This window comes from Candidatus Hydrogenedens sp. (genome assembly GCA_035378955.1).
Classification (GTDB): domain Bacteria; phylum Hydrogenedentota; class Hydrogenedentia; order Hydrogenedentales; family Hydrogenedentaceae; genus Hydrogenedens.
On the sequence record DAOSUS010000068.1, the window covers coordinates 1 to 16,569 of the forward strand.

11 protein-coding genes are annotated in these 16,569 nt (G+C 35.5%); 4 read left to right on the forward strand and 7 right to left on the reverse strand.

Features of this window, described 5'->3' with window-relative positions:
- Positions 1-655 (reverse strand): ABC transporter substrate-binding protein (locus tag PLA12_11630; protein HOQ33147.1); only part of this gene is annotated, 655 nt, incomplete at its 3' end.
- A gap of 15 nt (positions 656-670) precedes the next feature.
- Entirely contained in the window at positions 671-1,237 is a 567-nt protein-coding gene (gene rfbC, locus PLA12_11635) for a dTDP-4-dehydrorhamnose 3,5-epimerase (protein ID HOQ33148.1), read from the reverse strand.
- Positions 1,238-1,371: 134 nt separating this feature from the next.
- Here rfbC and PLA12_11640 point away from each other — a divergent pair, with 134 nt between their 5' ends.
- Positions 1,372-4,545, forward strand: coding sequence for a glycoside hydrolase family 2 TIM barrel-domain containing protein (locus PLA12_11640; GenBank protein HOQ33149.1), 3,174 nt, complete (start codon positions 1,372-1,374; stop codon positions 4,543-4,545).
- Between the two features lie 52 nt (positions 4,546-4,597).
- On the opposite strand, the gene rpoN is transcribed toward PLA12_11640, so the two are convergent.
- A complete protein-coding gene (rpoN, locus tag PLA12_11645) occupies positions 4,598-6,109 on the reverse strand; it encodes an RNA polymerase factor sigma-54 (protein HOQ33150.1) in 1,512 nt (503 codons plus the stop codon).
- A gap of 140 nt (positions 6,110-6,249) precedes the next feature.
- Here rpoN and PLA12_11650 point away from each other — a divergent pair, with 140 nt between their 5' ends.
- The 3 genes from PLA12_11650 to PLA12_11660 all read left to right on the forward strand — a co-directional run bounded on the left by PLA12_11650 (position 6,250) and on the right by PLA12_11660 (position 12,967).
- On the forward strand, positions 6,250-6,708 hold the full coding sequence (locus PLA12_11650) for a hypothetical protein (GenBank protein ID HOQ33151.1): 459 nt from the start codon (positions 6,250-6,252) through the stop codon (positions 6,706-6,708).
- 85 nt (positions 6,709-6,793) lie between these two features.
- On the forward strand, positions 6,794-10,144 hold the full coding sequence (locus PLA12_11655; protein ID HOQ33152.1) for a hypothetical protein: 3,351 nt from the start codon (positions 6,794-6,796) through the stop codon (positions 10,142-10,144).
- 129 nt (positions 10,145-10,273) lie between these two features.
- Positions 10,274-12,967: a glycoside hydrolase family 99-like domain-containing protein gene (locus PLA12_11660; protein HOQ33153.1), complete on the forward strand. Its 2,694-nt coding sequence runs from the start codon at positions 10,274-10,276 to the stop codon at positions 12,965-12,967.
- A gap of 21 nt (positions 12,968-12,988) precedes the next feature.
- Here PLA12_11660 and PLA12_11665 read toward each other — a convergent pair whose 3' ends face one another.
- Genes PLA12_11665 through PLA12_11680 form a run of 4 tightly spaced genes read right to left on the reverse strand, consistent with a single transcriptional unit; the run spans position 12,989 to position 16,473 of the window.
- Positions 12,989-14,533 carry a GMC family oxidoreductase gene (locus tag PLA12_11665; GenBank protein HOQ33154.1) on the reverse strand — a complete coding sequence of 515 codons (1,545 nt, stop codon included), beginning with the start codon at positions 14,531-14,533 and terminating at the stop codon, positions 12,989-12,991.
- Positions 14,526-14,954 carry a hypothetical protein gene (locus tag PLA12_11670; protein HOQ33155.1) on the reverse strand — a complete coding sequence of 143 codons (429 nt, stop codon included), beginning with the start codon at positions 14,952-14,954 and terminating at the stop codon, positions 14,526-14,528. Before PLA12_11670 ends, PLA12_11665 begins: the two co-directional genes overlap by 8 nt.
- A gap of 18 nt (positions 14,955-14,972) precedes the next feature.
- Entirely contained in the window at positions 14,973-16,007 is a 1,035-nt protein-coding gene (locus PLA12_11675) for a hypothetical protein (GenBank protein ID HOQ33156.1), read from the reverse strand.
- Between the two features lie 10 nt (positions 16,008-16,017).
- Positions 16,018-16,473 carry a hypothetical protein gene (locus tag PLA12_11680; GenBank protein HOQ33157.1) on the reverse strand — a complete coding sequence of 152 codons (456 nt, stop codon included), beginning with the start codon at positions 16,471-16,473 and terminating at the stop codon, positions 16,018-16,020.
- Between the last annotated feature and the right edge of the window lie 96 nt (positions 16,474-16,569).

A 16,569-nucleotide genomic window follows, 5' to 3' on the forward strand; every position in this document is an offset into this window, starting at 1 on the left:
AGTTAATTCCTTCGACCCATACAACGGCTTCTATTTCACCGCTGGAAAAAGATTTTTCTATATTATGAATCTTTTGAGTATTTAATTCGGGTGGCACATCAAAATTGTAAAATTTGATTAAATGTTCGGTTATATAAATTCCTGTATGTATGTCCCCAAAAAATCCAATTTTTTTCCCTGCTAACATTTGAAATTCTTCAAATCCGTAATTCTTGGGAGCAATAATGTAAATTCCTTTCTCACCTGCTGTAGAAAGAGCCATAAGTTTTTTCCCCTGCATCAGGGCAGATATAGATGAAATAATAGCAATATCCCCTTTCCCTTTTATTAACATATCCGTAGGAGAAGAATTCTTCTCACAATCTATTTCTTTTATAATGATTTTATTATTTTTTTGTTTTAATGATTCAATAAGTGATGATATACAATTACGGTCATATTCGATGGTATCAGGGATAATGATTTTCAAACTTTGCGCCCGAGCAAATACTTTGCCTAAATATTTATAGAAAATATCTTGAGTTTGATAGGGAAATAATGCAGATGTAATTGTAATGATAATAAGAACAAATACAATTATGTAATAGAGAAAATATATATAGTTACTTAAAAGTAATCCCTGTAATTTGCTGAAAAGTGAGGAGATTTTTGACATTTCTAATACCCGAATTTATTCTTCTTTATATAGAAAATTATATTCTGCTTTTTCCAGAGGAGGGGCATTTTTATCTTTTTCAGAGATGATAAGAGGTTCACGAGGCCATTGAATACCTATCCGTGGACAACGATAAGATACAGAACGCTCAGCCTGCATGTTGTAAAAGGATGTGCATTTATATAATACATGGGTATTGTCATAAAGGCTGAGAAAACCATGTGCAAAACCTACGGGTACCCATAAAAGGCTTAGGTCTTCTTCCGTAAGGTAGAAACCTTCCCATTTCCCAAAAGTTGGAGAACCTGTGCGCAAATCAACGACGACATCATATATTCCACCACGGATACAGCAAACTAATTTGCCCATACCATGAGGTTCTAATTGATAATGCATTCCTCGTAATACACCCTTCTGGGATTTACTTAAATTATCCTGAACAAATGTTTCAGAAAAACCCGCCTTTTTTAATTCTTCCCGATGATACAGTTCTGTAAAGAAACCTCGTATATCGCTAAATTTTCCTATTTTAAAAAGCAAAATACCCTTTAAACTACATTCATTTATACTTTGTATAATCATACCTATGACTCTCCATAAGTTGATAATTTGTACCGCAAATCATTTAATATATCACAGTGATAGAAACATATTTTAACATTCTAACATTTATCTTACCAAAGAAAAATAAATGAGTAAAGGAATGAGTCATGTTTATGGAGTTTATTGTTTTGCTGTTGTGTTGTATGATTATGATAGGAATGGCATCTTCGGCAGAAACAGAGGAATGGGAAAGTCCAGATATTATTGAGATTAACAAACTTTCTCCTCACTGCACTTTAATGCCATTTCCTTCTGAGGAAACAGCCTCTGCAAATGACAGAACAAAATCTTCTTATTACCTTTCTTTGGCAGGAACATGGAAATTTCATTGGGTTCCTGTTCCAGACCAGCGTCCTCGTGATTTTTATAAGGTTGATTTTAATGATTCCGATTGGGTTGATATTCCTGTTCCATCTCACCCTGAATTATTAGGGTATGGCAAACCCATATATACCAATATTCAGTATCCTTTCTGGCCTGTAAATCCTCCTCTTATCCCTCATGATGATAACCCAGTTTCGTCGTATAGACGCACTTTTGATGTTCCCCAATCATGGAAAAATAGGAAGATACATCTGGTTTTTGATGGAGTAATGAGTGCTGTATATGTTTGGTTAAATGGAAATTTTGTGGGTTACAGTCAGGATAGTATGACCCCTGCAGAATTTGATATAACCCCGTATGTGAAAGAAAAGCAGAATGTGCTTGCGGTTCAAGTTTTTCGCTATTGCGATGGGAGTTATTTAGAAGACCAGGATAAATGGAGAGTAAGTGGTATCTATCGCGATGTATTTCTGTATGCAATACCTGATGTTTATTTAGAGGATTACTTTTTCCAAACGAAACTATCGGAGGATTATAAGCAAGCCATAGTGGAATGTAATTTAAAGGTTGTATCCTCTAAAACCAAAGAAAAAAATGTTGATTGTTTAATAAAGATAAAAGACTTGATAGGGAATGAAATGTATTTTCAACAGGTAGAAAGAAGTGTTGAAAATATAAATAAGGATGAGTGTTATATCCATCTTAAATATCGCATTGAGATTATAAATCCCAATTTGTGGAGTGCAGAAACTCCGTATTTATATCAGACATATATCCATTTGTTGGAAGAAGGTAAGAATATAGATGTTTACCCTCAGAAAATAGGGATTCGTGAAGTAAAATTACAGGATGGATCTCTTTATATAAATGGTAAGCAAGTTAAATTAAAGGGGGTGAATCGCCATGAGATATGTGCAGAGTCTCTCCATGTTTTGTCACGGGAACAAATGATTGAAGATTTAAAGATATTGAAACGAAATAACATCAATACTGTTCGCACCTGTCATTATCCCGACCAGCCTATTTGGTATGACCTTTGTGATGAATGGGGGATATACATTATTGATGAAGCAAATATTGAATCACACGGGATGGGATATGAATTGGATAGAACATTAGGTAACAAACCTGAATGGGAAAAAGCCCATGTAGCACGAATTGAGGCTATGGTCAAAAGGGATAGAAACCATCCCTGTATTATTTTCTGGTCCTTAGGAAATGAGGCAGGAAGTGGTTGTAATTTTGAAGCCTGTGCAAAGAAAGTAAGGGAATTGGATATATCGCGTCCTATCCATTATGAGAGGATGAATGAAATCGCTGATGTGCACAGTGAAATGTATACTCCTCTTTGGGATATGCTGAAGTTTGTTGCTCATTATCCGAATAAGCCGTTTTTCCTGTGTGAATATGCCCATTCGATGGGAAATAGTACGGGTAATTTGCAGGATTACTGGGATGTAATAGAAGCCCATAAATCTCTCATTGGAGGTTGTATCTGGGATTTTTCGGACCAGGGAATAAAAAAACCGTTGTCTGAGGAAGATGCCCAAAAAACAGGGAAGAAATTTTTCTGGGCTTATGGGGGAGATTTTGGAGATAAACCGAATGATGGAAATTTTTGTTGTAATGGTATAACTCAGCCGGACCGTAAACCGAATCCAGGACTGTATGAAGTTAAAAAAGTATATCAATACATTAAGGTAAAGCCTGTAGATTTACATCGAGGTGTCGTAAAAATTATAAATCAATACGCTTTTCTGAATTTAGATAAATTTGATATACATTGGTTCGTTGAAAGAGATGGGGTGTCTATCTTAAATGGGAAACTTCCGTTATTATCTGTGGCTCCACAGTCGGAATGCGAAGTTACAATTCCTATTCAAGATATAGAATGGATTCCAGATAGTGAATATTTCTTAACAATTGAATTCCGATTAAATGAGTCTACTCTATGGGCTGATGCTGGGTATGTTTTAGCATGGGAGCAATTCTGTTTACCCACTAATAAACAAGTTAATCAAAAGGAAAATGTGAAGGAGAAAAATCAGGATAAATCCAATCCTATACAGATAATAAAAAAAGAGGACCTTTTGACGGTAAAGAATAGTAATTTTGAGGTGATATTTGATTGGAAAGAGGGAATTTTAAATTCATATTCAGCATTCGGGAAAACTATTATTAAAGGTTCTCTTATCCCTAATTTCTGGAGACCTCCCACAGATAATGACCGCGGTAATAATATGCCATGGAGGTTGGAATGCTGGAAGAAAGATACCTATATGCGAAATCTGACTTTTCGTAATATAAAAAAACAGGACGATTACCAGGTAGAAATTCGTTTTGGTTATGAACTACCCGAGACAAAATCTCAGGTGATATTGCAGTATATCATTAATGAGAAGGGAGAGATACAGGTAAATTATGAATTCAATCCCGGTAGTCCCGATTTACCGGAGATTCCGAGGATTGGTATGCAAACCTATGTATCCAAAGAACTATCCTCGGTATTATGGTATGGTCGAGGACCGCATGAGACTTACTGCGACCGTAAAACAGGTGCCCAAATACGGGAACACTCTCTTATGATAAAAGATTTGTTCCATCACTATGTGCGGCCTCAGGAAAATGGGAATAGGATGGATGTCCGCTGGTTTTCTTTATTAGATGAGGATAAAAATGGAGTAATTATTGTAGGTAGTCAGTCTCTGGCGTTTAGTTTGTGGCATTGTTCTATGGAAGATATTGAAACAACATTACACGATTACGAACTTCCCGAAAGAAATACTTGGACATTGAATATAGATTACTTGCAGATGGGTGTAGGTGGAGATGATAGTTGGGGTGCTTTACCTCATGAAGAATATCAAATCAAACCTAAAAAATACGAGTATCAATATACCATTATCCCAATAAAAGATGGGAATGAAAATTTACTTCGACAAGTTTACCAAGAATATAGATAAAAAAATGTCCAAACTATCTGAATAAGCTAAAAGGAAATTATGAATTTAGAATTTACTTTGTGTAGACTTTTCGTTCAAAAGCATTAGGGATTTTCATTTCCTCTCGATATTTTGAGATAGTTCTACGAGCGATTTTTATCCCTTCTTTTTGTTGGATTAGTTCAGCGATTTGCTGGTCGCTTAAAGGTTTTGTTTTATCTTCTTCATCTATAATTCTTTTAATTATGGATTGGACTGTGCGTGATGATTTTTCGTTTTCACCTTCATTTGTTTTAATACCCCCAGAGAAGAAATAACGGAATTCAAAGATTCCCTGAGGTGTGGACATATATTTCCCTGCAATGCATCGGGAGATAGTAGATTCATGTATATTAATTCGGTCAGCAATAGTTTTGTAAGTTAAGGGTTTTAAGTACTCAACCCCTTTACGCATAAATTCTTCCTGTAAGATGGCTATCTCTTTTGCAACCTTATATAAAGTGCTGTTTCTTAGTTCAAGGCATTTTATCAATCGAATTGCAGATTCTTTATATTTCTTTATTTGTTCCTTCTCTTCTTTAGGTAGTGTCTTTATTTGTTCTTTTTTTATAGGTTCAATGTATTTTATTTCGGGGAGATATTTATCATATATCTCAATTTCAAGTTCGTCATCTTCATTAAATTTGACAATTACATCAGGTCTGATATTGTTTGGTTCATCAGGAAACAAATGTCCGGGAAACAGATTTAAGGTTTTTAACAAGTTAATTAATTCTTCTACTTTGCAGGGCTCAATTTTTAATCCTCGGGCAATTTTTGGAATTTGTCTATGGGTAAGTTCATCGAAATACTCTTCTATTAATCTTTTCAGGAGTGTATTATCGGGATATTGTTGTTCAATCTGGATTAATAAACATTCTTTTGCATTTCTTGCTCCTACCCCGGATGGGTCAAACCTCTGTATTTTTTTCAGAACCTTTTCGACTGTTTCAATTTCTACACCAAATTCTTTAGATATCTCTTCCATATTTCCAACAAAATAACCACGAGAATCAATACTTGCTATGATACTTTCACCTATCTGAACTTCCTGAGGGTCATTAATTTCAATTTGTAATTGTTTTATCAAATGATTTTTAAGGGTTTCACGACTTCTTATGTTTTCAAATTGTTCTTCCAACCATTCCGATTCATCTGTATTAAGACTTAAATCTTTTAAATTTTTTGTTCTATCATAATATTCTTCCAACAGTTCAAATGTTTCCTCATTATCTTCTGTTATATCTTCGGATTGTTCAACAGAGTCTATCTCGGTATTTTCATGCTGGATAATATCATTAGAAGAAATATCTTCATGGGCTATTGTATCAGTTGAGGATAAATCGGGATCCCCAAAAGCAGGGATTGGTTCTTTTTCGTTATCTTTAAATTCTATTTCCAGATAGGGATTATTTTCCGCCTCTTGTATAATATATTGTTCTAATTCGATTGAGGGCATTTGTAATATTTGTAGTGATTGTTGCTGGAATAATGATAACTGTAATTCCTGCCTTTGTTGTAAAAATTGCCTTGCTTCTAACTTCATTCTCCAAATCCCATAATTGAAAATACATCTTAAAAAATATAATAAAATAACACCTAAAATATTTTAACAAAAAAAACTACAAATTTGATATTTATTTTTGCAATTTTTATGGTATAATATTCGTGTTGAGGAGTTATGAAATGAAGAAGTTTATTTGTATTTTTACAATTATTGGGATATTTTTATATCCCATAACAATGATGGGCACATTTCAAAATTTAAATGTGGCATTATGGCAAAGTGTTTTGACTTCTGTATTAAATCAGGCGGACTCCTCAATTATTACAGAAGTGAAAGATATAAATGGGGATTCCACAATTGATGTTCGTGATTTATGTCTGATTGTTCAAAAAATTAAAAATGAAAAAACAAAAATCCCCACATCAAGAACATTAAAAAATCTTGTTTTGTATAGTTCGGTGTTAAGAACAGAAAAAACTTTGCTTCCCTTAAAAAATTTAAATAATCATAGTAATTTAATAGAGGCAAATTTTTGTCATAATAAAGAAGAAAATATCACAAAGCGATATAATGTCTTATCAAAAAATGTAAAAATAAAGATTTTTTCAAAAATACCTTTCTTACCCCTTCTATGTTAAATTTTCCCACCTATTATTAAGATTTTTTCATATAAGCTAAACTTTTGTGGTATAATTAACTATAAAAATAATAAGGAGTTAAACAATGAACATGAAAATTAATGAAAACAAAATATACTTGGGAACTTTATTGTTAATTATAGGTGTATGTTTTGTTTTTTCTTTCCCATCTATTGCACAGACAGAAGCAAGTGTAGATTATTGCAATATTCCTGATTGTAATAATTTAATACCAGGGCCTGTGTATACAGAAAGTTTTGAGAATTCCATGCGGGAATTATATGCAAAAATTCCATTAATTGGTGGAAATCCCGATAATCTTGATTTAGATTTTGATGGGATGAAGGATACAGCTCAGGCTCGTTTATTTGATACAATCATGGGAAGTTTTTCATTAATTGGCGGAATACCTACTCGTAATTGTATCTACTGGGCTTATGCAAATAATCGGTTAAAAGTAGAAGCTTTAGCACTCGCTATACAAGCTGGCTGGCCTTCCTATTTAGGAACACCACCAGACCTTGAAGGTATGAAAACCTTCTTTGCAGCGCTGGCAACTATGGGAAATGAAGAAATTATAAATACAGTTTTAAATGCGTTAAAATGGATTATTCCTAATTTGCCCGACCTATCCTTGTTGGAATTAGATGGTTCAAATATCGTTTATCTTAATGCTAAAGGTGATGCAGATTTAGACGGTGTTTGTAATATTGGTGAATACAAAGCGTGGGTTTTGAATGTGCCTACTGACTTTGATGCATTTGTAAATGCTGCTACCCATGCAAGTATTACAGATTATTTTGGTGGCTGCCCTGCTTGTGGGACTGAAGGAACTGTGGAAGGTGAAGGCGAAGGAGGAGGACCACCTCCTTGTGATATGCGTTCTAATGAAAATTATTTTGCGTTGCTCGTAATGTTCGGTGATACGAACGGTGATGATAAATTAACCAAGAATGAATTGAAAGCCTTTGTTACAGGATTCCTTTTAGATTTAGGGTGGGGGTTAATTGATAAAGATGGCGATGGATTTATGTCTTTTGATGAATTTGTTGCCAGTAATCGTTTAGGGGGACTTTTACCTGCAAATCTCGATTCGGATGGAAATAACCAAGTTACATTAACGGAGATAAGACAATTAAGTTCAAAGATAACGCAAGACCAGTTTAATAACCATGATATTGATCAGAATGGCTATCTTGATTGCATAGATATCATGGGTCCACATCCCGAATCCTGTTATGCTGAATGGTGTTGGGATACATGTAATCAAACCGTAGTAAAGTCGGGATTTGAATCTGCACTGCGTAATCTATACGGAATTGCTTCTTTCCTTGGCGTAAATCCCGATACAGCAGATATAGATGGTAATGGGATGTATGATGTAGCACAAGCCAGGTTATTAGATTATATCCTTGCACATCCAGAATTACCTATTTTTTGTTGTGTTAAAAATGCATACATGAATAATCGTGTTGTGGCTCAAAGTAAATGGGACTCGATTCCATTATTAAGTACCATTTTCACGGACACAACATTTATTAATGTCGTTGCTGGAGTTCTTACCACAGGTGAAGAATCATTTATTAATGCTATTGTCAATGTGATTGATACATTAATGTTTTGGGGCACTTTTACATTAAGCGGATATGACTTAACTGTAGGGCAGTATCTTGCGTCTGCTGGTGACCCGGATTTTGATGAAGTATGTAATGTGGGTGAGTATAAAGCCTATGTATCTGCTCCTGATAATATAGATACTTTTATACTTGCTGCACTGGATATTAATCAGACCTTGAATGGTGGTGGTTGTCCAGTTTGTCCAGGAACTTATGAAGGGGAACCGCCCTGTGATATTGATGATATCACGCATTACTATTATATCCTGATTATGTTCGGTGATACAGATGGTAATGGGCTATTATCCAAGGAAGAACTAAAAGCCATTACAGGTTGGAGTGATAATGTTTTATTATTATGGGGTGCTGTTGATACAAATGGAGATAATCAGTTGTCTCTGGATGAGTTTTCTAAAGTAGAGTGGTTATATAACTTATTGCCAGGATTAGATGGAAATAACGATGGTGCCCTTACACTTGTAGAACTGCAAAACTTAAATGCCAATATAACAATTGATCAATTAAATGCCGTAGATTTAAATCAAAATGGTGTTCTTGATTGTGATGACTTTGTAATACCAGAAGGAGAAGGTGTGGTAGAAGGCATTCCAGAAGGGATACCAGAGGGTACCCCCGAAGGCACCCCGGAAGGAACCCCCGAAGGTATACCTGAAGGTACACCCGAAGGCACCCCTGAAGGAACACCAGAGGGAACACCCGAAGGCACACCGGAAGGAACTCCCGAAGGTATACCCGAAGGCACACCCGAAGGTGTGGTGGAAGGTGAACCTCCTACCTGTGATATTGATGATATTGAACATTATTTCTTAATTATGCTTCTATTTGGAGATACCAATGGTGATGGTTTGTTGTCAAAGAGTGAATTCAAAGCATTAACAGGTTGGAGTGATTTGGCAATTGCCGCTGTTTGGTATCTTGTTGATAAAAATAAAGATAATCAATTAACTTTTGAAGAATTTACGACAGTAAGTTCTATATTTAATTTACTGCCCAAACTTGATTCAAATGGAGATAATGAATTAACTCTGACCGAAGTGCGTGCTTTAAGTTCGAAGATTACACAGGAACAATTTGATATTGCAGATAAGAATGATAATGGCGTTCTTGATTGCTCAGATTTCTTACCTTCATCTGAAGGGGAAGGTATTGCAGAGGGCACCCCAGAAGGAGTACCCGAAGGTCAGCCGGAAGGAGTAGTAGAAGGCACACCAGAGGGAGTACCCGAAGGTCAGCCGGAAGGAGTAGTAGAAGGCACACCCGAAGGAGTACCCGAAGGTCAGCCGGAAGGAGTAGTAGAAGGCACGCCAGAAGGAGTCCTTGAAGGGCAACCAGAAGGCGTTGTAGAAGGCACTCCCGAAGGCACACCGGAAGGGGTTCCAGAGGGGCAACCAGAAGGCGTTGTAGAAGGCACTCCAGAAGGGACACCGGAAGGAGTTCTTGAAGGGCAACCAGAAGGTGTTATAGAAGGCACTCCCGAAGGAACGCAGGAAGGAGAAATTCCTCACGGAACTCATTCCGCTGATAGAAACTCTAACTGGAGGTTTGAATTAACAGAATTACTTCGTGTCATTCAGTTGTTCAACTCGTTTGGTTATCATTGTGATAGTTCTTCTGAAGATGGCTATGCTCCTGGAAAGATGGAATCTTTACAGAATTGCTTACCACATACCAGCGATTACAATCCTCAAGATTGGCGTATTAGTCTTACAGAATTGCTGAGATTAATACAGTTCTTTAACATGGGTGGTTATAGATTGTGTCCGGGACAAGAAGATGGTTATTGTGGTGGACTGAACTAAAATAAAACTATCAATAATTTATGCCCGCCGAAATTTCATAATTTCGGCGGGTATATTCTTTTGTGTTATAATTCTTTCAATTTTTTATTCTGATTACAGAACCCCTTCAATTTTAAAGTGGAGAACTGTATGTTATTTACATCTGTATTAATGGCCTTTTTAAGTTTCCAACTTCCCGAATGGACATTTGATAACCCGGATATTATAAAAAAATGGATACCTAATGCGCAGGTGCAGGATGTAAAGATTGAGAACGGTAAATTATATGGTAGAACCCAAGGTACCGACCCATATCTTTTATGTGAAGGTATTGATTTTATCCCAACTCCTTATCAATACATACATATTCGTATTAAGACAAATCATGGAGGTATGGGACAAATATTTTGGTCTGGGACAAATGAAGGACAATATGGAGGACTATCGGGGGATAAATCCATCACTTTTAATTTTGATGAAAAGAATGATTGGCAGGATATTTATGTTTTTCCATTCTGGCATAAGGAAGGGAAAATTATTAAAATGAGATTTGATTTATGTGATGCATTGGAATTCGAATTAGAGAAAATTTCAGTAAAAACATGGGATAAAGGTGAAGCACCTGTTACTGATGTTTATGAATGGCAATTTCCCGAAGGGGATATATCCTCGTGGAGAATTGATTCTGAAAATAGTCCTTATTATTTTTTTAAACCTATATCTTTACCCATAGGAAAGAAAAAATATCTTTCAATTGAATATTCTGCAAGCAAAAGTGCTAACTCAATAGATTTAATCTGGGCAGGACAGGATGTGTCAGGACCTCAAACTATTTCTCTACCATTGATTACAGATGAAAAAACCCATGTTAGTGTTATTGATATGCTTCAATATCCTGCATGGAAAGGACCCATTCTTGCTTTGGGTTTTCGTATTCCGGACTATTCAAAAGTAAAGATATTTTCCTTATCTATAGGGGAAGAACCAATAGAAAAACCTGAACTTATCGTATCCTATTTTGGTGCTGTTCAAGGTGGTATACGAGCAAAAAGAGAAGTTCCTATTTTATTACGACTTTCTAATCAGGGAGGTGGTATTGCACATGTTGATAATTTAAAATTTAAACATCCGGGTTCGTTGAATATAGAAAAAGGTCCTGTTCCAAAGCCCCCGTATGAAATCGAGTATGATGATTTCATGGATATTTACTGGTCAGTTACTCCGGAAAAATCAGGTATCTATCCTATAGAGATTATACCTTTGTTGAAAGAGACTGCCTTAACTATCAATACAGGAGAATTGCAAGTATTGCCTGAAATTAAAAAAATATCGGCAGAATATGTTCCTGAACCAAAGCCCATTAAAACCAAGGTAGATATCTGTGCGTTTTATTTCCCGGGTTGGGATACTGCAGAGAAATGGGATTGTATCTTAACAACAGCTCCGATAAGAAAACCTATTTTGGGATATTATGATGAGGGAAACCCGGAATGTGTGGATTGGCAAATAAAATGGGCTGTAGAGAATGGCATAAAGTGTTTTCTTGTCGATTGGTATTGGGTTGCCGGGAAAGAATCGCTAAAACATTGGTTTGAAGCCTATCGCAAAGCAAGGTATAGAGACTATTTAAAAGTAGCCATTATGTGGGCAAATCATAACCCACCCAATACTCATTCTGTCGAAGATTGGGAAAAAGTCAATAGAGAATGGATTGATAATTATTTTAATTTACCATCTTATTATAGGATTAATAATAAACCGCTTATATGTATCTGGTCTCCTGAAAATATACGTCATGATTTGGGTAGTTTGGAGGCGGTAAAGGCGTTGTTAGAGAAATCCCAGCAATGGGCAAAAGAAGCAGGCTATGAAGGCATTGAATTTATGGCGATAAACAATAATCAGTCTGCCAGTGAATTGCAAATATTAAAAAATGAGGGCTATTCAAGTTTTACCAATTATCACGAATTTAATAGAGCCGTTTACATGAGTCCAATACCTAACCGTGCGAAATATGAAGATGTGGTTTCTGTGCTCCCCTCTATCTGGAGGGAAAAACATAGTCTATGTGAGGGTATGACCTATTATCCCCTTGTGGAAACAGGTTGGGATTCGCGTCCCTGGCATGGGTCTAAATCATTAGTCATTGAGGGAAGAACTCCAGAATTGTTTAACACCATGTTACTTTCTGCTCGTGATTTTGTAGAAGAAAAGAATACGCCGATGATTGTTTTAGGACCATTGAACGAATGGGGAGAGGGAAGTTATATAGAACCCAATACAGAGTTTGGCTTTACAATGTATGAAGCCATACGCAATGTTTTTGCCTCATCCAACACAGAACCTTTGCCTGTTAATCTTACTCCTGAAGATGTAGGATTAGGACCGTATGATTTTCCTATTCCTGCATTCGAGACCTCGTGGGATTTCCATGAATCTTTATCTGGATGGAAAGTATTCAGTGGCATGAAAGATATAAAAGTGGATGAAGGCAGTCTTACAGGTAGAACAAGCACAGAAGACCCATCTCTCTATTTCTTTTACTTTGGGATGAAAGGTCTTAATGCAAGTCAATTTCCAAGAGCCACTTTACGATTGCGTGTGGATAGTCCAACGCCGATAGAAAACAAAACCCAGTTATATTGGTCAGCAAAAGGGACACAATTCAATGAGGAAAATTCTATTTCGATACCTATTCGTGCGGATGGGGGTTATTATACCTATACCTTTAATTTGCGAGACTGTCCTAATTGGAACGGAAGAATTAAAGCAATTCGAATTGACCCCTGTACTCTTAATAATGTAAGTATCTGGATTGATTCCTTTACACTTCATCAGAACTAATAGAAGAATATTTGCTGATACTCAAAGGTTTTTAAGTATATGGGCTAACCGAGTGGCTAACGCCATAATTGTTAATTGAGGGTTTACGCCAAGTGATGTGGGAATAGAACTGCCATCACATACAAAAATATTTTTTGTGCCAAATACCCGATGATTAGAATCACAAACCCCTTTTTCAGGCGAATCAGCTAATCGGCAGGTTCCTAAAGGATGAAATGCCATACACTCAAAATCCGATGGGACATGTTCTTGTTTTGTAAATATATTTAAATCATCTTTACTTTTTATTATATTGGGCTGTTTTGTTACCATCGCAAAAATTTGAATAGGATTTTCATCCAGAGCCAGTTCCGCAAGGAAAGTTATGGCTTTTTTTAGTTTTTGAGCATCTGTTTTTGTTAATTGGTATGAATAAATAGGTTGATTTTTTATATTAAATTTTAGTGAACCTTCGTTACTATCTTTAATCATGAAACCGAAAGTTGCGATATTCTTGTAGTTTTTCCAGTAATGAATTAATTCATTTCCTGAGAAAGGAACAGCAGAAGGTCCTAAATCGGGGGGCATTGCTACTCCTTCGAAAATAATCCCTTCGTCTTCAAGGGCTGTGCTATAACAGCCCTGAGGTATTCCTACCCATGAAGAAATGTTATCCTCAAGTTCGATGGATATTTTACTTGCAGGGTGTATCGTTAAATGTGCCCCTAAGTTAGGATTATCAATGGCAATACCACTTCTTTTTAATAATAGAGGAGATAACATTGTTCCACATGCGACTATTATTTTTTCCCCTTTTATCTCAACTTTATTTATTACTTTGTGTGTCGTTGGATGAACTACATCAATCAGAACGCCTTTGGCTGTTTTCCCATCAGATAAGAGTATGCGTTTTGCCCGTGCATTATAGAACAAAAATAACCCCGCCTGTATGGCTTTAGGGATATAGGAAATTTCCATGCTTTTTTTTGCACCTGAGGTGCAGCCATAGCAACACATTCCACATCCCTGGCAGTTGTGTGTATTCCGTCGTAAAGGAAGACAGGGCAGGTTCTTCTGTGTAAATATCTTTCGTATGAAGTCACTGGATTTATTCATTACATTCCAATCTGCGTCTTCAACATGTATTTCTCTCTCTACCTTTGAAAAGCAGTCCTGTAAATTTTCATTATTTATTCCTATCAGACCAAATTCTGACTCCCATAAATTTAAAACCTTTTGTGGAACACGAAAACAGGTTCCGGAATTAATGACTGTAGTTCCCCCAACACAACGACCTAAGGGAATAGGTATCATGGGTTTTCCAATAGTACCTGTAAATCCATTATCACGATAAAGTTTGAGTAAAGAACGAAATGCTGATGTTTCCCACGGAAAGGGAAGTGCACCTTCTTCAAGGAGTGCTACTTTGGCCCCTTGTTCTGCCAGTTCTTTTGAAAGGACTGAACCCCCAGCACCACTACCGATAACAATAAAGTCAAAAATGGAATTGATTAAATTTGTGTTTTCGTTTGTGGCTAAATTAACCACATTAGGACGATTATAAATTTCCAATAAATATTCATTCATCAGTTGTCTGTCTTACCTTTAAACAAGAATAATTTTTTCGTTCAGATAAAAATTCATGATAATTGGTATGTATCATGGTTTGAGGAAGTTGAAGGGCACTTCCAATCATTAAAATCCGTATTCCTAAAAACAATGATTTTTTCCATAACCATTTGGACTGTTCCCAAGAGTTTAGCCATTTCTTTCTTAAAGTAAGATTTGAATTACACATGAGAGAAAAAAATGAATAAGGAGGAGGAATAATGGAAATCAAAATAAGGGCAAATATCAAACCTAATCGATTTATTGTTGGTAAAGAATCTAATGTCTTTTTGAATTCTATCCAGAATTCATCCATTGAAACATTTTCAATCCAGTAAGAATCATCATTAAATAATGTGGTTAAGATGGCATAGCTATTTTTTTTAATAAATAATTCCATACGGGTAAAACTTCTTTATTAAATTGAAATAGGAACTTTTTCCCAGAGTTCTCGTTGAACCCATTCAAAGGCACATTTATTAGGACTAATAAATGTTCGTTTTTTATTTAATTCTTTATCGTAAATTATTAGTTTCATAGTTGCCATTTTGGTGTTGTAACAATATAATTCACTACAGTCCGTGTCTTCATATCGTACTCCAACAATCGTTGATATGTCTGCTTCAATAGTTGCATGCAAATGAATATTATCTGTAGATGTGCTAAATTCCCAGAACAATGGGACATATTTCGATTTATTTTTTGGAATATGACGCACAGAATTCAATTTATAAGATTTCCTTTCATAATGTAAGAACAATGTTGTAAGTGACGGAGTGATTATTTTTCCTCCAATACGGGCACGGGCAGTTAAAATGTCAATGATTATAGGGATAGGTTCTCCATTGTCCTCATCAAAGAAAATACAGCTATGAGACCATGCCCATGAATGTCCTTGCTTTAACCCGGCAAGATGTCCTTGCATTCCTAAAGCATTATCCACCTGTATAATTTCATTGTTTGCTCGAATCAATCCGTTAAATAACATTTTTTCTTGAATTGTAACTGCATAGTTTTTTACAATCCCTGTTTTCCATAGTAGAAAGGGAATGAAATTATATGATTCCTGGGGTTCTATGGGCATGAGATTTAAGTCCCAGATAAGTTGTTTCTCTTTTCCCTTCATTTGTCCATGACAGGAACTAAAATTTAGAAAATTCTCATGTAAAGTAAGGGTATTATCTGATGAACAATAATGACATTCTTCTATGGGAAATGTTTCCTTTATTGCGATATTTAATGCTTTTGAATTATCTTTCTGAATTTCTTTTTTTGAAAAAATTCCCCATATTTCTGCTACCTTTTTTGAAGCATTTTTTAGTAATGTAAAACGGAACCAAAGTGACCAGGGTTGGTCCATGGGGTTCAATTTCCAGTACCAAACTTCGTAAGCATTACCACTGAAATGAGGAAGTAAAAAAGGTGTATTCGTTATTTGATATGGAAATCTCATGATGATGTTGCTATGAGTTTTTTAGTTTCTGGGTTTTTATTTTTAAATAAAAGACAAAAACACAAATAGCAAAATCCAGTATACAACCTACTAAATATCCAAAGATAAGTTTGTCGGTTATGAAAAGGAAAAGATAGCCTGTAGAGGAGATAAATTTGGATAATATATGAACATTCAGTAAAATCTTGTTTTTGGGGTCTTTGGATGATTGATAGGCAATATAGGTCAACACCAACATAAGAGAACCTACCAGAGGTAGCCAAAAATAATCTGTGTTTTTCTCAGGTAATGGTTGTAGAATTTTCAGAAAAATAGGAAGGAAATTGAGAATATAATTAACGCCATCTGGAATAAAGAAAAAAAACAAGGCACCTAAAAAATAGGCAAGTGCAAGAATTCTCATAGAGAATTTAAATAAATAAAAGGTAGATTCCTCTGAATTTAATACAGTATTTTGATTTTCCATATCTGCTTCCTTTTAATAATGAAGTTCTAACTCATAAATATTACTATAAAAAGGAAGCAATTATAAAAATATGAACTGATGGCTAAAAAATTTTTT